20 protein-coding genes are annotated in these 23,912 nt (G+C 39.3%); 12 read left to right on the top strand and 8 right to left on the bottom strand.

The features are described 5' to 3' along the window. Genes ACIPUA_RS22955 through efeB form a run of 3 tightly spaced genes read left to right on the top strand, consistent with a single transcriptional unit; the run spans window position 1 to window position 3,015 of the window. Window positions 1–849 (top strand): FTR1 family iron permease, encoded by an 849-nt coding sequence (locus ACIPUA_RS22955; protein WP_042848952.1) that lies wholly within the window; start codon window positions 1–3, stop codon window positions 847–849. Beyond that, a complete protein-coding gene (locus tag ACIPUA_RS22960) occupies window positions 827–1,729 on the top strand; it encodes an EfeM/EfeO family lipoprotein (RefSeq protein WP_449060199.1) in 903 nt (300 codons plus the stop codon). Before ACIPUA_RS22955 ends, ACIPUA_RS22960 begins: the two co-directional genes overlap by 23 nt. Window positions 1,730–1,740: 11 nt before the next feature. After that, window positions 1,741–3,015, top strand: coding sequence for an iron uptake transporter deferrochelatase/peroxidase subunit (efeB, locus tag ACIPUA_RS22965; RefSeq protein WP_048608123.1), 1,275 nt, complete (start codon window positions 1,741–1,743; stop codon window positions 3,013–3,015). Between the two features lie 163 nt (window positions 3,016–3,178). On the opposite strand, the gene ACIPUA_RS22970 is transcribed toward efeB, so the two are convergent. The 3 genes from ACIPUA_RS22970 to ACIPUA_RS22980 all read right to left on the bottom strand — a co-directional run bounded on the left by ACIPUA_RS22970 (window position 3,179) and on the right by ACIPUA_RS22980 (window position 6,140). Further along, window positions 3,179–3,913, bottom strand: coding sequence for a vWA domain-containing protein (locus ACIPUA_RS22970; RefSeq protein WP_131680838.1), 735 nt, complete (start codon window positions 3,911–3,913; stop codon window positions 3,179–3,181). 186 nt (window positions 3,914–4,099) lie between these two features. Beyond that, window positions 4,100–4,993, bottom strand: coding sequence for a hypothetical protein (locus ACIPUA_RS22975; RefSeq protein WP_042848902.1), 894 nt, complete (start codon window positions 4,991–4,993; stop codon window positions 4,100–4,102). Between the two features lie 220 nt (window positions 4,994–5,213). Further along, entirely contained in the window at window positions 5,214–6,140 is a 927-nt protein-coding gene (locus tag ACIPUA_RS22980) for a LysR family transcriptional regulator (RefSeq protein WP_449060200.1), read from the bottom strand. A gap of 145 nt (window positions 6,141–6,285) precedes the next feature. On the opposite strand from ACIPUA_RS22980, the gene ACIPUA_RS22985 reads away from it, so the two are divergent. Both ACIPUA_RS22985 and ACIPUA_RS22990 read left to right on the top strand, forming a co-directional pair. Then, window positions 6,286–8,058, top strand: a complete 1,773-nt coding sequence (locus tag ACIPUA_RS22985) for an adenine deaminase (protein WP_105880874.1) — start codon at window positions 6,286–6,288, stop codon at window positions 8,056–8,058. Window positions 8,059–8,107: 49 nt separating this feature from the next. Next, window positions 8,108–9,451, top strand: coding sequence for an NCS2 family permease (locus ACIPUA_RS22990; protein WP_042848905.1), 1,344 nt, complete (start codon window positions 8,108–8,110; stop codon window positions 9,449–9,451). 115 nt (window positions 9,452–9,566) lie between these two features. On the opposite strand, the gene ACIPUA_RS22995 is transcribed toward ACIPUA_RS22990, so the two are convergent. The 3 genes from ACIPUA_RS22995 to mdlC form a co-directional block, all read right to left on the bottom strand. Next, on the bottom strand, window positions 9,567–9,971 hold the full coding sequence (locus ACIPUA_RS22995) for a RidA family protein (protein ID WP_042848906.1): 405 nt from the start codon (window positions 9,969–9,971) through the stop codon (window positions 9,567–9,569). A 128-nt stretch (window positions 9,972–10,099) separates the two neighbouring features. Next, window positions 10,100–10,864, bottom strand: a complete 765-nt coding sequence (locus ACIPUA_RS23000; protein WP_449060201.1) for an aminoglycoside adenylyltransferase family protein — start codon at window positions 10,862–10,864, stop codon at window positions 10,100–10,102. Window positions 10,865–10,982: 118 nt separating this feature from the next. Next, complete coding sequence (mdlC, locus tag ACIPUA_RS23005) at window positions 10,983–12,608, bottom strand: benzoylformate decarboxylase (protein WP_071548554.1); 1,626 nt, start codon at window positions 12,606–12,608, stop codon at window positions 10,983–10,985. Window positions 12,609–13,381: 773 nt separating this feature from the next. On the opposite strand from mdlC, the gene gltS reads away from it, so the two are divergent. The 4 genes from gltS (at window position 13,382) to ACIPUA_RS23025 (ending at window position 17,397) form a co-directional block, all read left to right on the top strand. Next, on the top strand, window positions 13,382–14,587 hold the full coding sequence (gene gltS, locus ACIPUA_RS23010) for a sodium/glutamate symporter (RefSeq protein WP_042848909.1): 1,206 nt from the start codon (window positions 13,382–13,384) through the stop codon (window positions 14,585–14,587). A 247-nt stretch (window positions 14,588–14,834) separates the two neighbouring features. Beyond that, complete coding sequence (locus ACIPUA_RS23015; protein ID WP_048608127.1) at window positions 14,835–15,743, top strand: LysR family transcriptional regulator; 909 nt, start codon at window positions 14,835–14,837, stop codon at window positions 15,741–15,743. A 56-nt stretch (window positions 15,744–15,799) separates the two neighbouring features. Next, window positions 15,800–17,041 (top strand): D-amino acid dehydrogenase, encoded by a 1,242-nt coding sequence (locus tag ACIPUA_RS23020; protein WP_042848911.1) that lies wholly within the window; start codon window positions 15,800–15,802, stop codon window positions 17,039–17,041. A gap of 2 nt (window positions 17,042–17,043) precedes the next feature. Then, window positions 17,044–17,397 (top strand): RidA family protein, encoded by a 354-nt coding sequence (locus ACIPUA_RS23025; RefSeq protein ID WP_449060202.1) that lies wholly within the window; start codon window positions 17,044–17,046, stop codon window positions 17,395–17,397. A 118-nt stretch (window positions 17,398–17,515) separates the two neighbouring features. Here ACIPUA_RS23025 and ACIPUA_RS23030 read toward each other — a convergent pair whose 3' ends face one another. Continuing rightward, window positions 17,516–18,526: an XdhC family protein gene (locus ACIPUA_RS23030; RefSeq protein WP_449060203.1), complete on the bottom strand. Its 1,011-nt coding sequence runs from the start codon at window positions 18,524–18,526 to the stop codon at window positions 17,516–17,518. A 9-nt stretch (window positions 18,527–18,535) separates the two neighbouring features. Continuing rightward, entirely contained in the window at window positions 18,536–19,099 is a 564-nt protein-coding gene (locus tag ACIPUA_RS23035) for a nucleotidyltransferase family protein (protein WP_042848914.1), read from the bottom strand. Between the two features lie 195 nt (window positions 19,100–19,294). Here ACIPUA_RS23035 and ACIPUA_RS23040 point away from each other — a divergent pair, with 195 nt between their 5' ends. Genes ACIPUA_RS23040 through ACIPUA_RS23050 form a run of 3 tightly spaced genes read left to right on the top strand, consistent with a single transcriptional unit; the run spans window position 19,295 to window position 23,870 of the window. After that, a complete protein-coding gene (locus tag ACIPUA_RS23040; RefSeq protein ID WP_048608130.1) occupies window positions 19,295–22,090 on the top strand; it encodes a xanthine dehydrogenase family protein molybdopterin-binding subunit in 2,796 nt (931 codons plus the stop codon). Next, entirely contained in the window at window positions 22,087–22,638 is a 552-nt protein-coding gene (locus tag ACIPUA_RS23045) for a (2Fe-2S)-binding protein (protein WP_449060204.1), read from the top strand. Before ACIPUA_RS23040 ends, ACIPUA_RS23045 begins: the two co-directional genes overlap by 4 nt. Beyond that, window positions 22,635–23,870, top strand: coding sequence for a cytochrome c (locus ACIPUA_RS23050; protein WP_042848917.1), 1,236 nt, complete (start codon window positions 22,635–22,637; stop codon window positions 23,868–23,870). The genes ACIPUA_RS23045 and ACIPUA_RS23050 overlap by 4 nt, the downstream gene beginning before the upstream one ends. Window positions 23,871–23,912 lie beyond the last annotated feature (42 nt).

Here is a 23,912-nt window from a genome sequence, read left to right on the forward strand (position 1 = left end):
ATGGGGCAAGTTCTCTTTGTTGTGTGGCGAGAAAGTTTTGAAGCGCTTTTAGTTATCGGTATCATCTATGCGTGGATAAAACGTCACCCTGATGCTCGTAATGGCATGAAATACCTATGGGGGGGCGTTGCCCTTGGGCTAGCAATGTCCATATTGCTTGCACTGCTTATCTATGGCGTATTTAACGTCCTCGATGATACAGGCCAATCATTGTTTATGATCTTTATGGAATTACTTGCCTGTGTTCTTATCGTCCAAATGGTTTATTGGATGAATAAACACGGTAGTTCTATGAAAGCAGAAATTGAGTCGGGGATTAACCGCAATGCTGCACACCATAACTGGTGGGGAGCTTCACTCATTATCGCCATCGCAATTGCCCGTGAAGGGAGTGAAATTGTGGTATTCCTTTCTAGTTTTATTATGTCATTAACAACCAATAATGCATCTGAATTCTTTATCGAAGTCGCTGGCGGAATAGCAATTGCTGCCCTGACCCTTTACGCTTTTTTATTGACCAATCGCTTAATCTCTTGGGCTATATTTTTCAAAGTTACAGGGGTGATCCTACTTTTCCTTGCATTATCACTTCTACTAAAAGGGGTGGAAGAAAGTGCTAACCTGCTGATTGAGTATGATTTTGCTATCCCCGAGTTTTTAATTTATCCCGCTTGGGATACTACCGCTTTACTGGATGATTCAGGTATTGCGGGGAATTTTATTTCCTCTTTCTTTGCCTATCGCTCACAACCGATATGGCTAAGTGTAATAACCTTTATTCTCTATTGGGTAATTGTGATACCGCTATTTGCAAGGAGCAAAAAAAATGTGCAGCTTGCTAAGGTATAAATTCAAATGCTTATTTTTTAGCTTAATATTAGGGGTCGTTGTTCCTTCATTAAGTTATGGCAAAGCACTAAGGTCCCCAGTACAGACTGGGGATAACATCATTATTGCTAAAGGGGATATCCCCACTCCAGAGAAATACCAAGATTCAATCCATACCTACATGAATTTTATCACTGCTGAATTAGCAGAAATGGTTATCCAGCTAGAGTTACTACAGCAAAATTTACAACAAGGGAAGCTATCGGCAGCTCAACACGCTTACATCATAGCCCATCAACACTACGAGACTGTTCGTCCAATTATAGTGTTATTCGGTAACACAGATAGAACCATTAACCCTAGGGCAGATTATTTTCTCGATAAAGAAAAAGACTATCGCTTTACTGGGTTTCATCTTGTTGAATACCAATTATTTGCTGCAAAAGATCCAACACAAGCATTAGCGGCTAATGAAGAGTTACTCATTAAAGGGCGCGATTTGCATAAACGAGTCACAACAGAAACTATTGAGATCCCTAAATTAGTACAAGCTTCCGCTGACTTTATTGAAATGATCCTAGAAACAAAATTAGAGGGTAAAGAAAATATCTACAGCTTATCTGATTTAACCGATATTGCTGCTAACTTAAAAGGTTCGCAAGAAATCATCAACGTTATTCAACCTTTTATTGAAAAGAATACACTTAAGCAATTACAAGAAAATACTCTACGGATCAATAAAATCATGCAGCCATATTATATGGCTGATAGCACATATCAACCTTATAGCCAGCTAAAACAACAAGACAAAATGGCACTTTATTCATTACTCACTCAACAAGCCGAAACTTTAGCAAAGTTACGGGCTCAGCTCGATGTTGATGTTTACTATAAATATTAAGGCATAAATTTATGCAAGCTAAACCTAGAAGTATTTTGCAAGCAACAGGAATGTCACGAAGAAATGCATTAAAAGCTTTCGCTATTGGTAGCGCGGTTTTAACTATTCCAACTTTAAAAGCTAAAGAAAAATTCGCTGATTGCCAACCCACTTACAATAAAGCGGTTAATTATCTTGGAGAACACCAAGCCGGTGTATTAACACCCGAGCCTAAAAATGCCTCATTTATCGCTTTCAATATTACGTCGAATACTGTTGAAGAACTACAAACTATTTTCGCTTTGTTAACCGAGCGCATTGCATACCTTACCCAACCACAAACAATACCTTCAACAGAAAATGATAAAATGCCTCCAGCTGAGTCCGGTATTCTCGGGACACATTTGCAACCTGACCTACTCACTATCACTGTGGCACTAGGAAACTCCCTTTTTGATAACCGATTTGGTCTCAACAAAATTAAACCTAAATACCTCAGTGAAATGACGAGTTTCCCTAACGATAGGCTAGAGAAAAAATGGTGTGGTGGGGACTTTTTACTACAAATATGTGCCAACAGCCAAGAAAGTGTTATTTATGCATTAAGGGATATTTTACGCCATGTATCTCCCTATTGCTTCCCATTATGGAAAATTGACGGTTTCTTACCTGCACGAGATATCGACAATCACTCGACTCCAATTAACTTGTTCGGTTTTAAGGATGGAACGGGCAATGCCCCCTCTTCTGATACATCATTGATGAATAAACTGATTTGGATAACAGATGGAAGTAAAGAACCTTCTTGGTGTGATGGCGGTACATACCAAGCCGTGCGCTTAATACGCTTCAATCTTGAATTTTGGGATAGAACGCCATTAGAAGATCAAGAAAACGATTTTGGACGTCATAAAGACTCCGGAGCACCAATAGGGATGAAAAATGAACATGATGACCCAGCCTTTGAAAAAGACCCACATGGCGATCGTATATTGTTTGACTCTCATATGCGCCGTGCTGAGCCTCGTAATCCTGAACGTTATACTGCCAAGCTTAGGCGCAGAAGTTACAGCTATTCTTTAGGCTTAACAGAGTCTGGTGCTCTAGATATGGGGCTAATCTTTGTATCTTTTCAACAAAATTTAAAAACGGGTTTTATTGATACTCAAAAACGTCTCAATGGTGAACCCCTAGAGAGATACATAAAGCCTTTCGGTGGTGGGTACTACTTCGTCTTGCCGGGGGTAAAAAATTCACAAGGTTATCTTGCTGAAAAAATGTTTACAGCATTAAAACAAACCAAATAAAGTGATTTAACTCTCCTATCATGTAAAAGGCCCCTCAGTAGTTAGACAATCAATTACTGAGGGGCTTTTACCATTTACAATTAATATTCTTAATCACTAGCCATTGGCTATATCACCTAAATATTATCTATTCATCACTGTTGTTTAGGCTTTACTGCATTTATTATTTTTGGCGTTCCTTCACATCCGCTTCAACTTCCTGTTTCCAATCCTCTGATATTGGTGCAGACATCTGCTTTGATTCAACCGCTTTATTGACAGCACGATAAGCTTTATCATATCCCGTACCATCTTGGACATACCCCGTCGCATTAGCACCTTTAATGCCAATGTTTTCAGCTTCAGAAATTGCGTCAATATTTGCACCTAAGAAAATAAAATCCCATTTATCTTCCGTTTCCGCTGATTTAATCATCGCTTTAATTTTAGCTTGAGAATATTTACGACTGCTATTTTCTTGACCATCCGTAATAATGATAAATAGAACATTATTATTTTTAGTCACTTTTCTATTTTCACGCATTTTTTCGATGCCTTCCCCAATTGCGTCTAATAGTGCGGTATAACCGCCAACTGGGTAATCATCCAGCGTTAAATTAGCTACTTTATCAATAGGTTCCCTATTGTAGAGCAGGCTTGTTTTATCATTAAATAGCAGTGTCGTAATGTAAGTTTTGGCTTTTTTGTCTCTATTTTCAGCAAGAACACTGTTATAGCCGCCAATAGTATCTGATTCGAAACCAGACATTGATCCACTTTTATCGAGAATAAAAACGAGATCTAAAACATCAGGTTCTTTCTTAATTTCGACAACTGATTTGCTACTTGCAACAGTAGTGAACAACAATAAAAATGCTGCTGATATAACAGCAAAAACAGATTGCTTTGATAGGTTCATTGCCGAGTTCCTTGGTATGGTTGATATAAAGACTTCCATATCCAATGTCTCTTTTCCTACTATTATTTCAAATAAGATTACTCTGCTTACTTAATAAGCTTTTTCTTAATTAAGAATGAGACGAACCATTACTAAATAATTAGCTCTTATGTGTAGAAATATCACTGTAATTAGAATAAGTTAAATTTACCTTACCCAAATACCATTTTCCCTGAGTAAATTAATTTGTTGGATAAATTCATTATATTTCACATTTTCAGAAACGGTATTAGATGCAGAACTCTGCGCATATTCATGAACTAATTCAGTTGTCGCTTGATAGAATTCTTCATTCAGCTTTTTATGTATATCAGCATCATCAGAATCTTTCAGCTTTCTAACCAATTTTACTAGTTTTTCTGCTTTTAATTGCACATTAGCATTAGCAAAATCAGCGGTGGGTTCTACATACATAAAATCTATATTCACGGAATCTAAAAAACCATGATGATTTTTCTGAGGTAATAGGTTTTTGTTATATTCATTTTTTATATATTGAATTAATTCAAGCTTATCAAAGCACTTAGATTTAATATTCCCATCTAAATTATCGTCATAAAGGGTAATTGACTCAGGAAATGCTTCCCCTACAGGGTAACTACATCTAAATATATTTGCATCAATGATCGTGGCATTTGAGCTTCGAATAGGCATTTCTAACTCATGACCATTAATGGTAACAGGGTAACTAGCAGGCTGAAACCTATTTTCTTTACCATCAACCGCATACACTTCAGATAAAGTATAATAAACAAACTGATTTGGGTTAATAATCCCACCTGAATTATTTTCAAAAACAAAAAAGTCAGTTATATGCCCTTTTTCATCTTCTAAATGATGTAACCCACTAGAAATTAAAATAACCCCTTTCCCATCCGGTAAAATATCATAACCTTTACCATCTAACTTAAAGGTCATTGTATCTGTACTAGGATTAGTGTAATAGAATTTACCTTTTCCATCTAACGCCTGAAAATCATCACAAGCAGAAATAGATATGACTGCGGCAATAAACCAAATAATTTTTAGGATGATTTTCATAATATTATTTCCAAATGATAATTTTATAGTTATTCTAAATAATCAGAATGTTACACCTGAATGAGGGGGGTTATCTCTCACTTTAAATATTACCAGCAATGCTAACAGTATATTATTAATTGATATTGATAAAAATAACTTTACGATAAGTGCTTTAACTAACTAATTTACTGTTAACTATCTATTTTGTTGCAATCAACACCCTAAAATAGTTTAAATATTATCCATTATGACCACGTAATACTTTTAATAATACTTGATAAACATCCTCCATCATTGGTGTAAGAGGCTGATTATTACGCATTAAAGCGACTGTACGAGTTAATTCAGGTTGCTGAAGTTGTAATACTTTCAGTTCAGGGTCACGTAAATGAACAGTATAAAGTTGAGGTAGGATGGCAATAGCTAGTTTAGAACGAACTAAACCATATAGAGTTTCAATATAATCAACTTGATAACGAATATTTAATTTGAGCCGATGGCTTTCTACTGTTGCAGCAACTAAACGTTGAATATTCCCTTTAGAAAATACAGCAATGTCGCGATTATTCAGTAATTTCCAAGGTAAATGAAATTCATTGTTCGCTAACCTGTCATCATGATGAATAACAGAAACAAAAGGGTCATCTTGTAATGGGGAAATACTCAGCTCTTGTGGAACTGAACTGTCTAGAACCCCTATGCCAAAATCAACTTCATGATTAATTATCTGGTTCACGAGTGAGTCATTAGTTTGATCATAAAACTCGGTTTTTAATCTAGGAAATAATTGGTTTAATTGTTCAGGAACAGATGGAAATACTAATGAACTCACAGAAGGAACAAGCCCTATACGCACTATACCATCACCACCATCCTCGATGATTTTTTGAATATCACTAAATGCACGATGCGACACACTGAGGATTTGCTGTGCATGAGGTAAAATAGCAGCACCTAGTTCCGTTAATGTGACTGATGATGCCGTTCGATTAATTAGCTTTCCACCTAAAACAGATTCAATTTGCCGTAAAGCACTACTAAGTGCAGGCTGACTTACAGCTAAACGATTAGCTGTTTCAGTAAAATGACGCAGCTTTGCCAAAGTGACAAAATACTGTAATTGTTTGAGCGTCAGTGCCGGCAGCCGTTGCCAAGGTTCTGTCATAATCGTTAATTGTCTGCAGATTGAATAATCATGGAATATTCATCCTATCATAACCTTCTCTTATAGCCTGATAAATTTTATCATCTTGGCAAACGTTTGCCTTGCTCATAAAGTAGCAACCATAAATCATATAAATGGTATTTTTATGAACATAACAGAGCAAACTCGGCGTAATGCTATTCAAGCCGCAAAAGGCAATATTCCTTTTGACCTTTTACTCACACAAGCCAATATCGTTGATATGGTAACAGGCGAGATACGCTCCGCAGATATCGGTATCGTAGATAATTTGATTGCAAGTGTCCACCCAACAGGTTCACGCACTGATGCAAAAGAAGTTCATGATTTATCGGGTTATTTTATTTCACCTGGGTTAATTGACACTCACGTCCATTTAGAAAGTTCTCACCTTCCACCAGCTCGTTATGCAGAAATCGTTCTAACTCAAGGGACAACTGCCGTCTTTTGGGACCCCCATGAACTTGCTAATGTATTAGGATTAGAGGGAGTCCGCTATGCAATTGACTCTAGTCGTAATTTACCTTTAGACGTTATGGTTGCTGCACCATCATCCGTCCCATCTACGCCAGGGTTGGAAATGTCGGGGGCAGATTTCGCAGGCAAAGAAATGTCAACTATGCTTAGTTGGCCTGAAGTGCGGGGGGTCGCCGAGGTTATGGATATGCATGGCGTACTCAATGGCAGCGAAAAAATGGAGGAGGTGCTGAATGCAGGGCTCCAATCCGGTAAATTAATAGAAGGGCATGCTCGAGGGTTAAAAGGTGCCGAATTGCAGGCTTACCTCGCGGCAGGCGTTACTTCAGACCATGAGTTAACTTCCGCTGATGACGCGCTGGAAAAACTCAGAGCGGGCCTTACTTTAGAAATTCGAGGCTCCCATCCCTACTTACTCCCTGACATTGTGAATGCACTGAGATCATTACCCCATTTATCATCGCAAATCACAGTCTGTACCGACGATGTTCCACCCGATATGCTGATAGAAAAAGGTGGTATTATCGCTTTACTCAACCTATTGATTGAATATGGCATGCCAGCAACTGATGCACTGCGCTTTGCAACACTCAATGCGGCTATTCGCTTACAACGTAATGACCTTGGTTTAATTGCCGCAGGCAGAAAAGCTAACTTCGTACTCTTTGACTCACTGACAACGTTAAAAGCACAAGCCGTTTATGTAGCAGGTAAAAAAATTGCAGAAAAAGGCAAATTAATACATGCCATTAGTTCTCCATCAGATATTTTACCACCTCGAGATACTATGCATCTTTCCCCAATTACCGCGGATGATTGCCAACTTAAAATTGATGGAGTGAATAACGGAATAGCTAGATTGCGGCATATCCATGGCGCCCGCTTTACTCAATGGGGAGAAGTTGATGTGCAAGTTACTAATGGCATAGTACAACTTCCTGATAATTTTAGTTTTATTCGCGTTCAGCACCGCCATGGGCGTCATGATGCACGACCACAGATTGCCCTGCTCGAAGGTTGGGGTGAATTACGCGGCGCCATCGCTACTAGCTATTCACATGACTCTCATAACCTTGTCGTGCTCGGTCGTGACCCACAGGATATGGCGATTGCCGCCAATTTATTGATAGAAAGCGGTGGAGGCATGGCCTTAGTCCAAAATGGACAAATTTTAGCCCATGTAGCTATGCCAATTGCGGGCATGTTATCGGATTTACCCGCCTCAGAACTCGCCGAGCAGTTCCGTCAATTACGTGAGTTAAGCCATAAAATTGCTGACTGGGAACCGCCTTATCGTGTTTTCAAAGCGATAGAAGGAACTTGTCTAGCCTGTAATGCAGGGCCACATTTAACCGACTTAGGATTAACAGATGGAACAACACGTCAACTTGTTGATGCCGTTCTTCATTTTTCCGAGCACTAATGACCTAAAAATACGAATATACCAAAAATAATGACAGGAGAGCCTATTAATGGCTGAAAATTCAATAAATACGCCAACATCAGGGAGTTGGTTAGAAAAACGCTTCGCATTAAAAGAACGCGGAAGTTCAATTAAAACTGAGTGTTTATCGGGTATCACGGGCTTTTTAGCTGCCGCTTATCTATTGGTGGTAATTCCTGGTTTATTAGCCGCGGGTGGAATGGATAAAGGCGCTGCAACAACAGGGACCATTATTGTCTTTGTGCTTGCCAGCTTATTAATGGCTTTTTATGCAAATTTACCTTTTATTGTGGGTCCTGGAATTGGCGGGTCGGTACTCGTTGGTATTACCCTAGCGGGCAGCGAAGGAATAGATTGGCAAATAGGGTTAGGTATTGCGTGCTGGTCTGGTATTTTATTTTTTCTGTTAACCAAATTCGGCTTACGTGAAGTAGTAACTCGTTCAGTACCCCAATCAATTAAACTCGGATTAACTGCATCAATTGGGCTTTTTGTTGCTGTATTAGGCTTTCGCAATGCTGGGCTAGTATTAGCCAATCCAAAAACTAATGCATTAATGTTAGGTGATTTCCTTTCACCGGGTGCTTTAGTTGCCCTTGCAGGTTTTTTTGTCGCTATCGCATTACAAGCGCGTAAAATTCCCGGTGGAATATTATGGGCCATTTTATTTGCGACTATTTTAGGTATTCCATTTGGTGTCACAAAACTACCTGAAAGTTTTATTGGTGTTCCTCATTCTATCGCACCAGTTCTTGGGCAAGTTGATTTAATTGGTGCGTTGAATATTGCATTTTTACCCTTCTTATTTGTCTTTTTTGCTGCTGAGTTTTTCTCTACCATGGGAACAACATTAGCCGTTGGCGGCGAAGCAGGTCTATTAGATAAAGAAGGTAATATGCCGAATATAAACCGCCCATTTATCGTTGACTCAATCGCAGCAGCATTAGGACCAATGGTCGGCATTCCAGCTGCAACAGCATTAATAGAGTCGTCGGCAGCCGCTGAAGCGGGTGGTAAAACAGGAATGACAGCTCTTGCCGCAGCATTTATGTTTTTATTAATGTTATTATTTACCCCTATTGCATTAATGATCCCAGCACAAGCCACCGCGCCCGCATTAATTTTGATTGGTCTAAATATGTTTAGTGGTCTACGTAAAGTTGATTTAGGCAACTTTACTGATGGGTTACCTGTTTTAATGATGGTGATGATCACCTTAATTGCCAATAGCTTTGGAACAGGGATTGCTGGCGGGTTGTTATTCTATATTTTAATTAAAGCTGTTGCTGGTAAATGGCGCGAGATCCCTATCAGTTTATGGATTCTAGCAGTCCCTCTCGTGTATTATTTCTCAACACTAGTAAAACACTAATACTCACTGAATGATAAAAAGGCCAGAGTTTAAATAATGACGTGCCTCCCAGAAATTGGTTACCCAATGACTGGGGTCAGCTCATAATCAGCGGCCTTTTTTAATTAAGCTAACACTAATTTAATACCGCTTGTGCTTCTATTTCTATTAGCCATTCTGGCAATGAAAGGCCTGTCACAATAATCCAAGAAGAGGCGGGAGGCATTTCACCAAACTTTTCTTTTAATGCATTTGTAATAGCAAGCTGCTCTTCGTCACTATCATAACCTGCTTTAATATAGATACGTAACATCACGACATGGGATAAATCCCCACCCGCTTCACGTAATACATGCTCAATATTAATCAGTGACTGAACTGTTTGTTCATACATCCCACCAGTTACAGTCTCTTGTTCAGCATTTACACCAACCTGCCCCGATAAAAATAATTGGCGTGTTCCACTCGTTTCTATTGCTTGGCTAAAGCCATACTGCAAAGAGTTAAATACCGTTTTAGGGTTAATTAATTTTTTTGTCATTTTTATCCGTTTTAAAATATCAACCAACTGTAAATTATAAAGAAAATTCTATTAAAGTATCTAAGTATCAGACAAATTCTATCTGTTGAAACAAATAACGTATTTAAAGCTACATATATTGATAAAGTTTATTTAAAACTATTCATGACACCGAGTTCCATAAACTTTGCTAGCTTCTGTATTTCAATTTTTTTCTTTATCCAATCAGTTGGGATGCCATTTAAGTAAGCCATTTTGGCACCTATTAGGATGGGTTGTAGTTCATCCGGAACCCGGTTTATGACCCAATCAACGGCTTTATCTTTTGTCACAAACTGCCCAGTTTCCATGGTTTTCCACATTCTAGCCAATGTCAGTAAAACATTTCTCTCATTACTGTCTAAAGATGACAATAAATTAGGGAGAGAATCTAACATCGCTTGCTTTATTTGCTGTTCATTAACAACAGGGAGTTGATATTCTTTTGATTGCCATAAACTAACAGCTTCTTGCTGTGCTTGCGCTAACATCAAAGTAAATTCAGGATCGTAAACTTGACCTTCCAACTGCCCTTGCTCAATACTTTGCCGTAACCATTCCCCATACATTAGTTCACATTTTGCTGGGTATGAAAGAGAGGCTAACTCGCCTGAAACAAAAACAGCTATTTCTAATGGCCGACGCCCTTGAGGATCGCTAGGATAAAGCCCAGAAATTACCATAAAATCAGAAACTAGTAGCGTTCTCTGGTCATGAGTCATTTCTTTATCAATGACAACTAATATATCAATATCACTTGCCGGCTTTAAACCGCCAGACACGCCTGAACCATGAAGGTAAACGGCAATCAATGAATCGCAAAGATGCCGTTGTAAAATCGACAATGTTTGCGCTACCTGATATGAATTTTTCATAACGCTCTAAAAACCTTTTTATAATGTTTTCTAACTCCACATGAGTGACGCTAATTTAGCTATTATTACAATAAAAGATAGGCAAAAATAGCCCCATTCTAGGGACTATTTTTGTTAATTAGATAAGTGGAGGAATAGACGGTAAAATAGGAACTTCAATCACCGTGGGTCCATTACGATTAAATGCTTCTTGGCAGGCTTTTTTGACTTCATCAACGGTTTGAGCCCTTACCGCGCTGCAACCGTATCCTTTACCCAATGCAACTATATCCAGGTTTGGAATATCAAGCCCCGGTACCCCCGGTGTTTTCTCAAGTACCGCAAATGATTTTAAAATCGCATACTCATTATTTTTAGGTATCACAAAAACAATCGGTAAATTATGTTGAGCTGCGCTCCATAAACCCTGAATAGAATATTGCATTGAACCATCACCAATAATTGCCATCACAGGACGATGCCGCCCACTGTCTCTCTCTGCTAGTGCAATACCAACACTCGCGGGTAAATTCCAACCTAACGAACCACTCGCAAATGTATAAAAAGAGTCGGGTAACGTTATCGGCCATTCTTGGTGTAACTCGCCTAAATTAGACGGGGATTCTTCAACAAGTACAGTATCTTCTGGGGAAACCTCTCTCAGAGCGCGGAATAACTGAGAGGCACTTAATATTTCCGAAGTGTTCTGAGTCTCTGCTGTAGAATGAGGAGCCATACCATGCGGTTGCTTAACCACTGTTTTAGCCATTTTTCTTGGCATCACCAATTGATGCAACCCTTCCAGCGCTAAAACGGCATCACTTAATAAACTATCACCAACAGGGGCTCTCCCCGCCTCAATAGGGTCATCTGTAATATGCAATAAGCGCATACCATCAGGGATATAGCTTCCCGCAACATAAGGGTAGTAGCGAAAAACGGGTGCACCGACCACAATAGCTAAATCATGACCTTTCAGTTTTTCTGATAATGGCTTTGTCGCAAAAGGCAATCCACCAGCATATAAAGGATGATCCTCAGGAAATGGAGGCCGTTCGGATGCAGGAGCAGACCAGACTGGTACATTGATTTTTTCAGCCAATTGAATAGCCACATCCCACCCTTGTCCCCTTGCAATTGCTGAACCGTAAATCAAAACGGGGTTTTCAGCGTTAGATAAAGCAGTTGCAAATTCCTGTAAACGAAGAGGATCATAACCAATACGCTCCGAAACTGAACGAACAGTTGGCATAGTCATTTGTGTCTCTTTATCCCAGTCATCCAGCGGAATTGATAAAAACACAGGCCCTGCGGGTGGTTGCAACGCCATAGCATAAGCCCGCATAAATGCAGCAGGGACATCTTCAGCACGTACAGGCTGATAGCTCCATTTCACCCACGGTTTCGGAAGTGTTTCGGGTTCGATATTTGTCAGCCAAGGTTCCATTAATAACATTTCTCTCGTTTGGTTGCCGGCAGTAATAATCAATGGTGTCCGGTTCATATAGGCGGTTAATATATTACTCATCGCATTACTTAAACCTGCTGATGTATGTACATTCACCATAGCAACCTTACGCATACCTTGAGCATAACCATCAGCTGCGGCAACAGCCGAAGACTCATGTAAAGTTTGGATGTAACGAAAATCACTCGGAAAATCTTTTAAAAATGTTTCTTCTGTTGAGCCTGGATTGCCAAAAACGGTTGTTACACCTAATTTACGTAATAATTCGAATGTTACCTGCCGAATGGTTTTTTTCATTTAAAACACTCCATAAAAATCATCATAACTAAGTGGGCTACCGAGTAATCTTATAAGCCTTGATCAAACTACATTCTCCATTGATTTACATAAGCTTTAGTAATACATCATAGCAAAAATTTTATTCTCACTATATTAAGAAAAAATAAGACTTTAAAATAAAAATGAGTGTCAACAATCTTTTATTAAGATAAAAAACAAATAGTTAAACTATTAACCTATTATGATAATAATAAAAAGATGCTGAAAAACACTAAATAACAATATACAAACAAAATTAAACTGTGATTTTTGTTAATAATAATGTTATTTATTTAATTCTAAGCCATAAATTTAAAACCGGTATTGTCACTATTTAAAATGCTAATTTTTTGATACAAACCTTATATTATTCATACAGATTACTATTTTGTTTTCTTACTAGTGGCGGTTTTCTTTTATGTCACACATCACACTTCTTATCATTCCTTTCGATTATCTCTTTACCTTTCTCAGATAAAAAAACACCTCATTTACACCATTATCATTACGATATAAAAACGGCACAAAAACAAAAAAAACCATAAAAACAAATAATTAGTGATATTCTCACAAAAATACTCAACGACGAAAAAAACAATATCTAAATAGTGTTATAGATCATGGTTAACTAAAAGTTATAGATACCCAAACAAAACTCATTGTTAAACAAAAGTTAAGCAAAGTAATTTAATTTGTCGCTAATGTTAAATAACAACAGTGAAAGTTCTGGTAAACTAACTTGAGGTAAAATAATGATCCTAGATGCCAGCTACACTTTATTAGTCGCTTGTTTGGCGCTATTGATTGGTATGTTTGTCGTTAAATACACACCATTTCTTCAAAAAAACCATATTCCTGAAGCCGTTGTCGGTGGGTTTATTGTTGCCATAATTTTATTAATCGTTGATAAAACAGTAGGTTATTCATTTACTTTCGATGCTTCACTACAAAGCATTCTAATGATCACCTTCTTCTCATCAATTGGGTTAAGTTCAGATTTTTCTCGATTAATAAAAGGAGGGAAACCTCTCGTTTTATTAACCATCGCAGTAACCATTTTGATTACCATTCAAAATACAGTAGGAATGGGAATGGCGGTTTTATTAAATGAAAGCCCATTTATTGGTTTAATTGCGGGGTCAGTGACGTTAACCGGTGGGCATGGTAATGCAGGAGCTTGGGGGCCAATACTGGCTGATAAATACGGTGTCACAGGTGCAGTTGAATTAGCGATGGCTTGCGCTACCCTCGGTTTAGTCTTAGGTGGGTTAATTGGTGGTCCTGTTGCTCGTCACTTATTGAAAAAAGTCACTATTCCAAAAGCCACTGAACTTGAAAAAGAAACAATTATTGAGGCTTTTGAACAACCTAGCGTTAAGCGGAAAATTAATGCAAATAATGTGATTGAGACCATTTCGATGTTAATTATCTGCATCGTCGCTGGTGGATATATCAGTGAATTATTTAAAGATACCGTGTTGCATTTACCTACTTTTGTGTGGTGTTTATTTGTTGGTATTATTATCCGTAATGTATTAACCCATGTATTTAAACATGAGGTTTTTGAGCCAACCGTTGATGTATTAGGCAGTGTCGCATTATCACTATTTTTAGCCATGGCATTAATGTCACTCAAATTTGGTCAATTAGCGAGTATGGCTGGGCCTGTTTTAATCATCGTTGCCGTACAAACTATGGTTATGGTGCTATTCGCTTGTTTTGTTACCTTTAAGATGATGGGTAAAGATTATGATGCTGTCGTTATTAGTGCAGGGCATTGTGGCTTTGGTATGGGGGCAACCCCTACAGCTATTGCCAATATGCAAACAGTTACCAAAGCTTTTAGCCCATCACATAAAGCCTTTTTAGTTGTTCCAATGGTTGGAGCCTTTATTGTTGATATTGCAAATAGCATCATAATTAAGATCTTTATTGAAATCGGTACTTACTTTACTTAACACGATAGTATAACTTGCGAGCCTATAACAAAAAGCTATAGGCTCGCTTCTCTGTTTCTTTTCAGTTACCCACGTTTCCCCTCAAAGACTATTGAACTTTACTGGTTCCTTTGCGCTAAGAAAAACTTGATTAGCGAAAAATAGAGTAATCGCTCACATTCATCGTAACAACGTGATGACTTATCCGGATTAATTTAAATGATTTCGCTAACATAGTGATATAGCGAAAAATAGTAGGTTTTATACAATGAAATTAAGGCATCTTGATATTTTTTATGCAGTCATGACCTGTGGGTCTTTAACTCGTGCAGCAGAAGTTTTACATATTTCACAACCAGCAGCCAGTAAAGCCTTAAAACATGCAGAGCAACAACTTGGGCTAGTGTTATTTCAGCGGATAAGAGGGAAATTGCTCCCTACTGATGAAGCCAATTTGCTGTTTGAAGAAGCCAAAGAAGTTTATCACAACTTAGAAAAGCTAAGAATTTTAGCACAAAACTTATCACGTAACCCTCAAGGTAAACTTGCTGTAGGGTGTCTCCCCAGCTTGGGGTTAAACCTCGTTCCCGAAGTAACGGCTCTGTTTATAAAAAAACATCCCAATATTAAACTGACCATAGGAACACATCACACAACAGATATTATGCAGTTATTAACTCAGCAAGACTTAGATATTGGCATAGGCTTCAACCTAAGTATTGAAGGTGGGATCACAATGCTGCCGATTGCTAATATTCCGTTGGTCTATGTAGACAGTAAACCACCATCACACTCACCTGTTTCTCTTATCGATATTGATCAACAGCGTTGGATACACCCTGGCTCAGATTCATTGGCTCAATTATTACAAGAACGCCATGAGTTTTTAGAGTCAAACATTAGCGTTCATACTTATCATATGGCAGCTGAATTCGTCCAAGCTGGGTTGGGGTGTAGCATCACCGATATTTTCTCAGCTGAGCATACCTTACCCGAATCAATGATTTACCCTCTCAAAGAAGATTTACAGCTCGCAGTCTCCGTCTTTCATCGCGCGGATAGACCATTAACGAAAGCGGCACAAAATTACGTCAATACATTGACGTTAACTTTGGAAAAAAGGAATAAAACAGTTAACCAAAAGTTATACTCTGGTAATGAAAACTCAATTGTTTAGTTAACCTATTCACCGTTAAATAATAACTCCTTAGTGATTATTGGTTATAGAATATTATGGCTAAACATGTGGTGATTATCGGTGCCGGTGTGATTGGACTAAGTACCGCATATGCATTAATTAAAGCGGGGCAAACTGTCACGTTAATTGAGTCTGAAACAGATGTTGGAATGCACACCAGTTTTGCAAATGGTGGTCAGCTTAGTTATCGCTATGTGTCCCCACTCGCCGATGCTGGTGTGCCTTTACAAGGTTTGCGTTGGATGGGGAAAAACGACTCGCCTTTAAATTTAAAGATAACCCCGTCTGTGCACCAATGGTCTTGGTTAGCACAATTCACATTAGCTTGTAACCGAAAAACCAATAGAATCAATGGAGACCATCTTTTACGCTTATCATTATTAAGCCAAAATATGATGAATTTATGGCGTCAAAAAGGTGATTTAGGCGATTTTGCGTGGGAAAAATCAGGCAAACTAATTATACACCGTGATTCGAAAAGCTTTCTAAAAGCCAGCGAAACCGCCGATAAACAATTCCAAAAAACATTAACACCCGCTGAAATCATCGAACTGGAACCCTCTTTAAAACATATACAGTCCCAATTAGTCGGTGCCATCTATGCCCCTGATGATGAAAGTGCTGATTGTTATTTGTTCTGTAAAAATCTCTTGCAATATTTGCAAACTCAACCGCAATTTAATCTTTGTTTACAACAATCAGTCCAATATTTCATTAAACAAGATAACCGTATTACAGGCGTAGCGACACACCAGGGAATAATTCAAGCCGATGATTTTATTGTTTGTGCAGGTAACGGCAGTCGTGAATTATTGAAGTCGCTCAAAATTAATGTGCCAATATTAGGTCTTAAAGGGTATAGCTTAAGTGTGAAATATCCACAAACAGAAAATACAGTACCTAAAATTAACGTGACTGATTACGGAAATAAGATTGTCTATGCCAAACTTAATGACCAACTCCGTATTGCTGCCATGGTCGATATTGGATATGACACGGCTGGCTTACGCGAAAATAGAATAAAAGCGCTCAAAAAAATCATAAAAAAAACCTTTCCTGAGCTACCACAAGTTGATAGCGCCGAAAGTTGGTTTGGTTTACGTCCATCAACACCTAAAGGACCCCCAATTTTAGGAAAAACTGCATACCACAATTTGTGGCTAAATATTGGTCACGGCAGTTTAGGTTTCACACTCGCTGCTGGTAGTGCAGAAATATTAACTAAACTTATTACAGAACAAAAATCACCTATTTCTTTAACTGGATTCACGAGGTAACTATGCTCATTAAACGTAATAACCCAAAACCACGCTTAGCTGATAGTGTTGAACATGCAGGCATTGTTTATTTATCAGGGCAGGTACCGAATGATTTAACTGGCGATATTACGCAACAAACTGAAGAAGTTTTTGCGAAAATAGATGCTTTATTAGCAGCAAGCAACAGTGATAAAACCCGTATTTTATCTGCTCAAGTTTGGATTAAAAATATGGCGAGAGACTTTTCCGCCTTTAATGCAGCATGGGAAAATTGGATGCCTGTAGAAAATAGCCCTGCGCGTGCAGCGGTTGAAGCTAATATGGCTCGTGACCAAGTACTTGTTGAGATTATGGTTATTGCTTCCCAGTCCTAATATACTTTAACTGTATACCTCGCTATCAATAAAAACAGTGAGGCCTAAAATTAAAGGCTCACTGTTTTTTCATCCAAGCCATGGTTAGGAAACTTTAGTTTTCAATATCACACGCTATTTAAGCCGTCGTCATCAACTTTTTCTTATCACATACCTGATTAGACAAATTCACCCCATTTTTATAAGCAACAATATCCGCCATAATAGCTAATGCTATCTCAGGGGGGGGTTTGCTCCCAATAGGAATACCAATAGGTGCATGAATACGCTTAATTTCATCGACTGACATACCGCCCGTCTCAACTAAACGCTCTCTTCGACGAGCGCTTGTTCTTACAGAGCCCATTGCACCAATATAGAATGCATCTGTATTTACCGCTTCCATTAATGTCAAATCATCGATCCGCGGGTCATGAGTTAATGAAACTATTGCACTATTAGGAGAACACCCCTTTTCTTCTAAATAACGGGCAGGAAATACAGGTATAGTTTCTATCTGAGAGGGAATTTGCTGCGAAAAACGTGATAACTCATCATTTCTATGATCACAAATAATCACTTCAAAGCCTAAAGTGAGTGCAAAATTAGCACAATAAGCGCCAACTGTTGAAATGCCAGCAATAATCAGTTTTGGGGGAGCTGCAATGTATAATTGAATATCGTGACCATCTCGTTCTATCTGTGTTGAAAACTCAATATCCTTTACCGTATTAATCACTCCGGGCTGCGGCAATGTCACTTTTTTGATAATTGCAGAATAACCCAATAATGCATTTTGAATTTCGATTAGATAATTAAGTGATTTTTCATTATTTGGTAAATATTCTATTAAAACATCTAAACTCCCCTCACAGGGTAAATTTACTTTGGCTTCGATGCCACCTCGCCCATAACGTACGACTTGGCTGCTATCCGTATATTCAGTCTGTTTAATTCGTTGAATAAAGTCTTCCTCAATACAACCTCCAGAAAGCGAGCCTGAATACTGACCATCACTTCTTGCAACCAAAAGAGAGCCAGGGCTTCTAGGTGAAGAGCCATAAGTATTCAATACGGTACATAGCCAGATAGGCCCTTCTTTTATCCAAACAACCGCTTGAGAGATAACAGAAACATCTTCACGCAACATATTTGCTCCCTATTTGTTATCAAAACTTGGATAGTCAATGTCCTTAATAACATTTTTATCATTTATATCCATTTCATAAACAACATTATGGTGTAATAGCGATTTTGCACCTTCATCCCCCGTCAATCTAATTAAATCTAAATAGTATTTAGCAGATATCCCCACAGGATGACCAGGGCACCCCTGATATATAGGTCTTACTAATGAATGATATTTTAATTCATTAGCTACACATACAAATAACTCACTATTTATATATGGCATATCCGCCAAATGAATCAACCACCCATCTAAGTGCCATGTTTCTTTAACACCTAATGCGATAGAATCACCCAGCCCATCACTATTTAACAATGAAAATGAAATGTTAAACTGTAAGCAATTATTAATAACATCAACATTATTTGGGCGAGTAACCACATGAATCGGAAGCCCACTACCCATTGAATTATATAAAGTTTTCTCAAAAACTGTTTGCTTATCAAGCACGAGATTTAATTTACTTCCTTTACCTCCAGCCTTTTGAAAACGTTCACTTTTTCCTGCTGCTAATATTAAAATGCCAATATTCATAGGTTACGTTATGTGTATATATATTTATTGCGTATCTCATAGATAAGGTATATTCAATAAGATAACAAGCTTTAGTTTTCATTAATTTGCTAATTATTAGTAGTTGAACAATAGTTAAATGGATATAGAATAAATATCAATGCAATTATAAAAATAAAAACACTGATACAGTAAAAATAAGTGTAAGGGTGTATTATGAGCAAAAGCAATGTCGAACTCTCCCGCAGACACTTTCTAAAATGTGCCGTTATTGCTGGGATATCTGTTTATTTAGCGCCTTTGTATAGCCGTGCCTTTGACGTGCTATTCGAGGAAAAAATCCTTCAATCTCCAGATTGGAATCCCGTAGATAAGCAAATAAAATTTCGAATTGATGGCTTTTCCAAAGTTCAAGGAGAAAAAGTATTTGCTCGAGATATACGCGCTCGCGATATCCCTCACTGGCCCAAAAAACAGGGTCATGCATTTCTACTTCGAGTTACTCAAGCCGATAAAATCTATCAAGGTTTTGACCTCAGTCGTCTTAAAGATGGGTTAATGCCTGATCGCCTTGTGACGGCAGCAGATTTAGAAAAAGATGGTGTCGCCTTCCCTGACTTTTATGGTGATGACATGTTGTTACCTACAGGGAAAACCCCCGCATATCTAGGTCAAGCGGTCGCTTTATTGATTTATCATGACTTCGCTAGATTTAACTTCGCGAAAGAAACGCTAAAATTCCGTGATGATATCATTCAATATGGCGCTTATACTGGCCCTCTCGAACGCAATCCTTGGGGAACTTACCGCGGTGTAAGAATTGGCGGAGAAACGCCTTATTCACCAGATGTATACTCTAGTCTAAAAGACATGCCAATTTCCCCTATCGGGATGAAAAAACATCTACCAGTTTGGCCCGAAGGGCGTGAAGGCGGAAAACTGGACGAAGAAGGCATGTTTTATGCTGATGAACTCGCCAAGCAGTTAGAAAACCCACCTGAAGATTGGCTAATTATTAAACGTAACTATTTCTCACAATCTATTGATACCGCAGCACTTGAGCCTGATAATGCTAATGGTTGGTATGATGCAAAAAACCAATCATTCCATTTAGTTATTCCAACTCAATCTCCTCAAGAAGTCGCAGCTTCGCTACCTGAGATGTTGGCAAAATCAAAATTTCCGATTAAACAAATTTTCTTACATCCTTGTTTTACCGTGGGTTATGGTTCCAAAGACCATGCACCATTTCCATACTATGGTGCTATGGCAACACTCTATGGTGATGGTGTACCAATTCGGTTAGCCAATGACCGCTATGAGCAATTTCAATCCAGTATTAAACGCCATGCTTTTGATATGGATTACACGTTAGCCGTTAATAAAAAAACCCACAAAATCGAAGCGCTTTCTGCATCATTCATTGGCGATGGTGGCGGGCGCTGTAACTTTACCCCTTCGGTTGTTATGGTCGGGGCAACTGGCGCCCAAGCAATCTACTACGTCCCTCGTAGTGATCTCTCAGCAGTCGGGATTGCGTCAAGGGCTGTAGATGCTGGCTCAGCTCGTGGCTATGGGACTTTGCAAGCAATGGCTGCCACCGATATGTTGATGGAAGAAGCCGCAAAATTACTGAATGCAGACCCTATAGAGTTTCGAATGAAAAACCTGATTAAATCAGGTATGAAAAATACCCAAGGCGCTATCCCTGGCGGCGCAATTCGTGCCGATGAAGTGCTATCCCGTTGCGCTGAGCACCCCATGTGGCTAGAAAGAGCCAAACGTAAAGCCGACTTTGAAGCAAAAAATAGTGGAAAACTATTTGGCACAGGTATTTCATGCGTACAAAAAGACTTTGGTACAGGAGCTGAATCTTCATTTGCCCGCGTCGAGCTAACTCCTGAAGGTAAAATTGCTATCTATCACAGTGGAGCGGAAATTGGCACAGGTATGTCAACCTCTCAGTCGGTGGTTTGCGCTAAATGGCTAGGTAAACCTGCAGAAGAAGCTCATTTTTCTGTCGTTGATTGGTCTGTATTACCGATGGTTTCGAGTGGTAATCCATTCGCTATGTCACAAGAAGAACAGGAACGCTTAGCACAGAACCCTCTTTGGACACCTAATTATTGTTCACCAGCAAGTGCGAGTAATTCCGCTTATTACTTCACTCAAAGTACGAATGAAGCCGCTCGATTAATATTCGAATATGGTTTATGGCCTGCTGCGATGTCTATTTGGCAAGAAGGTATTGGTAATGGACAAGCCGCTCCTCTCGTTGTTCGACGTGAAGATGCGCGTTGGGTTGAAAATGGCTTAACCGCTAATGGATTAGAAGTACTGAGTTTATCTCGCTTAGTTGAACGAACTTTCCAAATGGGTGGGGTTACAGGCGCCGTTTGCCACGTATTTAACCGCTGGCAATGGGCTGAAGCTGACTTCAAAATTAATGGTGAGACACGTCGTTTATACATTGATGGTCTTTCTTTACGCTTTGCAGATCAAGATTACCAAGTTTGGCATCGTGAAAAAGCCTATTATCCTGACACACAACGTAATAATGCAGGTGTCACCTACTACAGTGCTGTTGCTACACTTTCTGAGCTCTCAATTGATAAGGCAACGGGGCATGTTGAACTTCTAGATCATCATACTGTTGTTGAATGTGGCAACCTTATTGTACCTCAGCTTGTCTCAGGGCAGATCCAAGGTGGACTCGCGATGGGGATAGGCCACGCATTACACGAATATTTACCTCTCTATGAAGATGGACCGGGTAACGGAACATGGAATTTCAACCGTTATCATATGCCGTTAGCCAGTGATGTTGCCGTCTGGAAGCAGACAAATGAAATCCTACCGGGGCTTTCAGAAACAGATCCCCCTAAAGGTGTCGCAGAGGTCGTAATGATCCCTGTCGTTTCATCTATCGTTAACGCCATTGCTGACGCAACAGGACATCACTTCCTGCGCCTGCCAGTTCGCCCTGAAGACATCATAGAGGTAATATCATGAGCATAAATTTCCTTCCTCTCACCCTAACTATCAATGGCCAATCCTATGGACCGATAGATGTCCCTGCTGGCCTAATGATGATTGATTTCTTACATGAATACCTAGACCTAACAGGCTCAAGGCTCGGCTGTGGGCAAGGTATTTGTCACGCTTGTGTCGTGATATTAGACAACCCATCCGATACAAGTGAAGAAATACGAACCTGCATCACAGGGGCTCATTTTTTTAATAATAAAAGTATTCGCACAATTGAAGGCGCTGCAACTAAAGAAGAAAATGGCGACATTACTTTATCCCCAGTGCAACAAGCTTTTGTTGAACACTTTAGTTTTCAATGCGGTTATTGCACCCCCGGCTTTGTTAATGCTGCAACTATTTTTATTGAGCAACTGCAGAAAAACCCAATTGCCGAAGAAGATTTAGAAGAAGCGATTAAACAAGCCCTTAATAATCATATCTGCCGCTGTACCGGTTATGTGCGTTATTACGAAGCCGTACGCGATGTGGTCCTCAGTACTCCAGGGTTACTCAAGGAGACCATAAAATGATTAAACGCATTCTATTATGGCTTATAGCCATCATTGTTATCGTTTGGGCTGTGCTGTATTGGTACGAAAGCCGTACATTAGATGGCCCAGTGCAAAAAGTTACCGCGACAGCACAAGAAATCGAACGAGGCCATTACCTTACCCTTGCGAGTGACTGCGCTGCATGCCATACAAGTGCCAATGGCGCACCACTGGCAGGCGGTTTCCCTCTGGATACGCCATTCGGGACAATTTACAGCAGTAACTTAACGCCATCCGCTGATTTCGGTATTGGTCGTTGGACAAAAGACGAGTTCTATACCGCTTTGACTCAGGGTATTTCTCCCCCTAGCAAGCACCTTTATCCGGCCATGCCTTATACCTCTTATAAAGGAATAACGCGTGAAGATTCTGATGCTATTTACAGCTACCTCATGAGCCAACCTGCTGTCGATGTCGCTCCTCCTGAGAACGAACTGCCCTTTCCACTAAACCAACGTATGGCAATGATTGGCTGGAATTTATTGTTTTTTAACGATAAGCCCCTACCAAATAGTTCACAAGGTAGCTCTCCTGAATGGTTGCGAGGAAAGTATTTAGTCAATGTGTTAGAGCACTGCGCTGAATGTCATACTCCAAGAGGAAAACTTGGTGAAATGGATTTAGATAACTTTATGAAAGGTGGGTCTTTAGGCCGTTTTATGGCGCCAGATATTACACCTGAAGCTCTCGCAGCTCGCGGTTGGACAACAAAGGACTTGCAACAATTTTTTATGACCGGTATCGCTCCGCAAGGGTCTGCTTTCAGTGATATGCACCCGGTGATTTATCTTAGCTCACAACATCTCACACCTGAAGATAACAAAGCCATTGCGACCTATTTAATGGGCGACAACCCACCCGCAACTTCACCATTAAATATAGGTGAGGGTTCTCCACAGGGCCACCAAATTTACTTGGAAACTTGCTCTGGCTGCCATTCATACGATGGAGAAGGAAAACCTAATGTCGCTGTTGCGCTAAAAGGTAATTCAACGCTTCGTGATGTAGATAGTACTAATTTAATTAATACCATTTTGGATGGTTTACCTGAACAACCATTCCCAAATAACCAAAACATGCAAAGTATGCCTGGATTTGCAGGCCAACTTACAGATGAGCAAATCAGTGATTTGGTAAATTTCCTTCGGGTCCAATGGGGGGGACAACCCGCAGATGTCACCCCAGATAAAATTAAAGCATTACGTCAGTAACAACTAAAAAGCAGCTATCGAGCTTGTAGCAATATTAACAAG

Source organism: Providencia sp. AGC89, assembly GCF_053543535.1.

Coding starts and splice junctions, on each gene's coding strand:
- mdlC (WP_071548554.1), bottom strand. CDS start 12,608: ATGAAAAAAACCATTCGGCAGGTAACATTCGAATTATTACGTAAATTA.
- ACIPUA_RS23050 (WP_042848917.1), top strand. CDS start 22,635: ATGATTAAACGCATTCTATTATGGCTTATAGCCATCATTGTTATCGTT.
- ACIPUA_RS22970 (WP_131680838.1), bottom strand. CDS start 3,913: ATGAACCTATCAAAGCAATCTGTTTTTGCTGTTATATCAGCAGCATTT.
- ACIPUA_RS22995 (WP_042848906.1), bottom strand. CDS start 9,971: ATGACAAAAAAATTAATTAACCCTAAAACGGTATTTAACTCTTTGCAG.
- ACIPUA_RS22975 (WP_042848902.1), bottom strand. CDS start 4,993: ATGAAAATCATCCTAAAAATTATTTGGTTTATTGCCGCAGTCATATCT.
- ACIPUA_RS22980 (WP_449060200.1), bottom strand. CDS start 6,140: ATGACAGAACCTTGGCAACGGCTGCCGGCACTGACGCTCAAACAATTA.
- ACIPUA_RS23030 (WP_449060203.1), bottom strand. CDS start 18,526: ATGTTGCGTGAAGATGTTTCTGTTATCTCTCAAGCGGTTGTTTGGATA.
- ACIPUA_RS23020 (WP_042848911.1), top strand. CDS start 15,800: ATGGCTAAACATGTGGTGATTATCGGTGCCGGTGTGATTGGACTAAGT.
- ACIPUA_RS22990 (WP_042848905.1), top strand. CDS start 8,108: ATGGCTGAAAATTCAATAAATACGCCAACATCAGGGAGTTGGTTAGAA.
- ACIPUA_RS23025 (WP_449060202.1), top strand. CDS start 17,044: ATGCTCATTAAACGTAATAACCCAAAACCACGCTTAGCTGATAGTGTT.
- gltS (WP_042848909.1), top strand. CDS start 13,382: ATGATCCTAGATGCCAGCTACACTTTATTAGTCGCTTGTTTGGCGCTA.
- ACIPUA_RS23040 (WP_048608130.1), top strand. CDS start 19,295: ATGAGCAAAAGCAATGTCGAACTCTCCCGCAGACACTTTCTAAAATGT.
- ACIPUA_RS22985 (WP_105880874.1), top strand. CDS start 6,286: ATGAACATAACAGAGCAAACTCGGCGTAATGCTATTCAAGCCGCAAAA.
- ACIPUA_RS23035 (WP_042848914.1), bottom strand. CDS start 19,099: ATGAATATTGGCATTTTAATATTAGCAGCAGGAAAAAGTGAACGTTTT.
- ACIPUA_RS22960 (WP_449060199.1), top strand. CDS start 827: ATGTGCAGCTTGCTAAGGTATAAATTCAAATGCTTATTTTTTAGCTTA.
- ACIPUA_RS23000 (WP_449060201.1), bottom strand. CDS start 10,864: ATGAAAAATTCATATCAGGTAGCGCAAACATTGTCGATTTTACAACGG.
- ACIPUA_RS23015 (WP_048608127.1), top strand. CDS start 14,835: ATGAAATTAAGGCATCTTGATATTTTTTATGCAGTCATGACCTGTGGG.
- ACIPUA_RS23045 (WP_449060204.1), top strand. CDS start 22,087: ATGAGCATAAATTTCCTTCCTCTCACCCTAACTATCAATGGCCAATCC.
- efeB (WP_048608123.1), top strand. CDS start 1,741: ATGCAAGCTAAACCTAGAAGTATTTTGCAAGCAACAGGAATGTCACGA.
- ACIPUA_RS22955 (WP_042848952.1), top strand. CDS start 1: ATGGGGCAAGTTCTCTTTGTTGTGTGGCGAGAAAGTTTTGAAGCGCTT.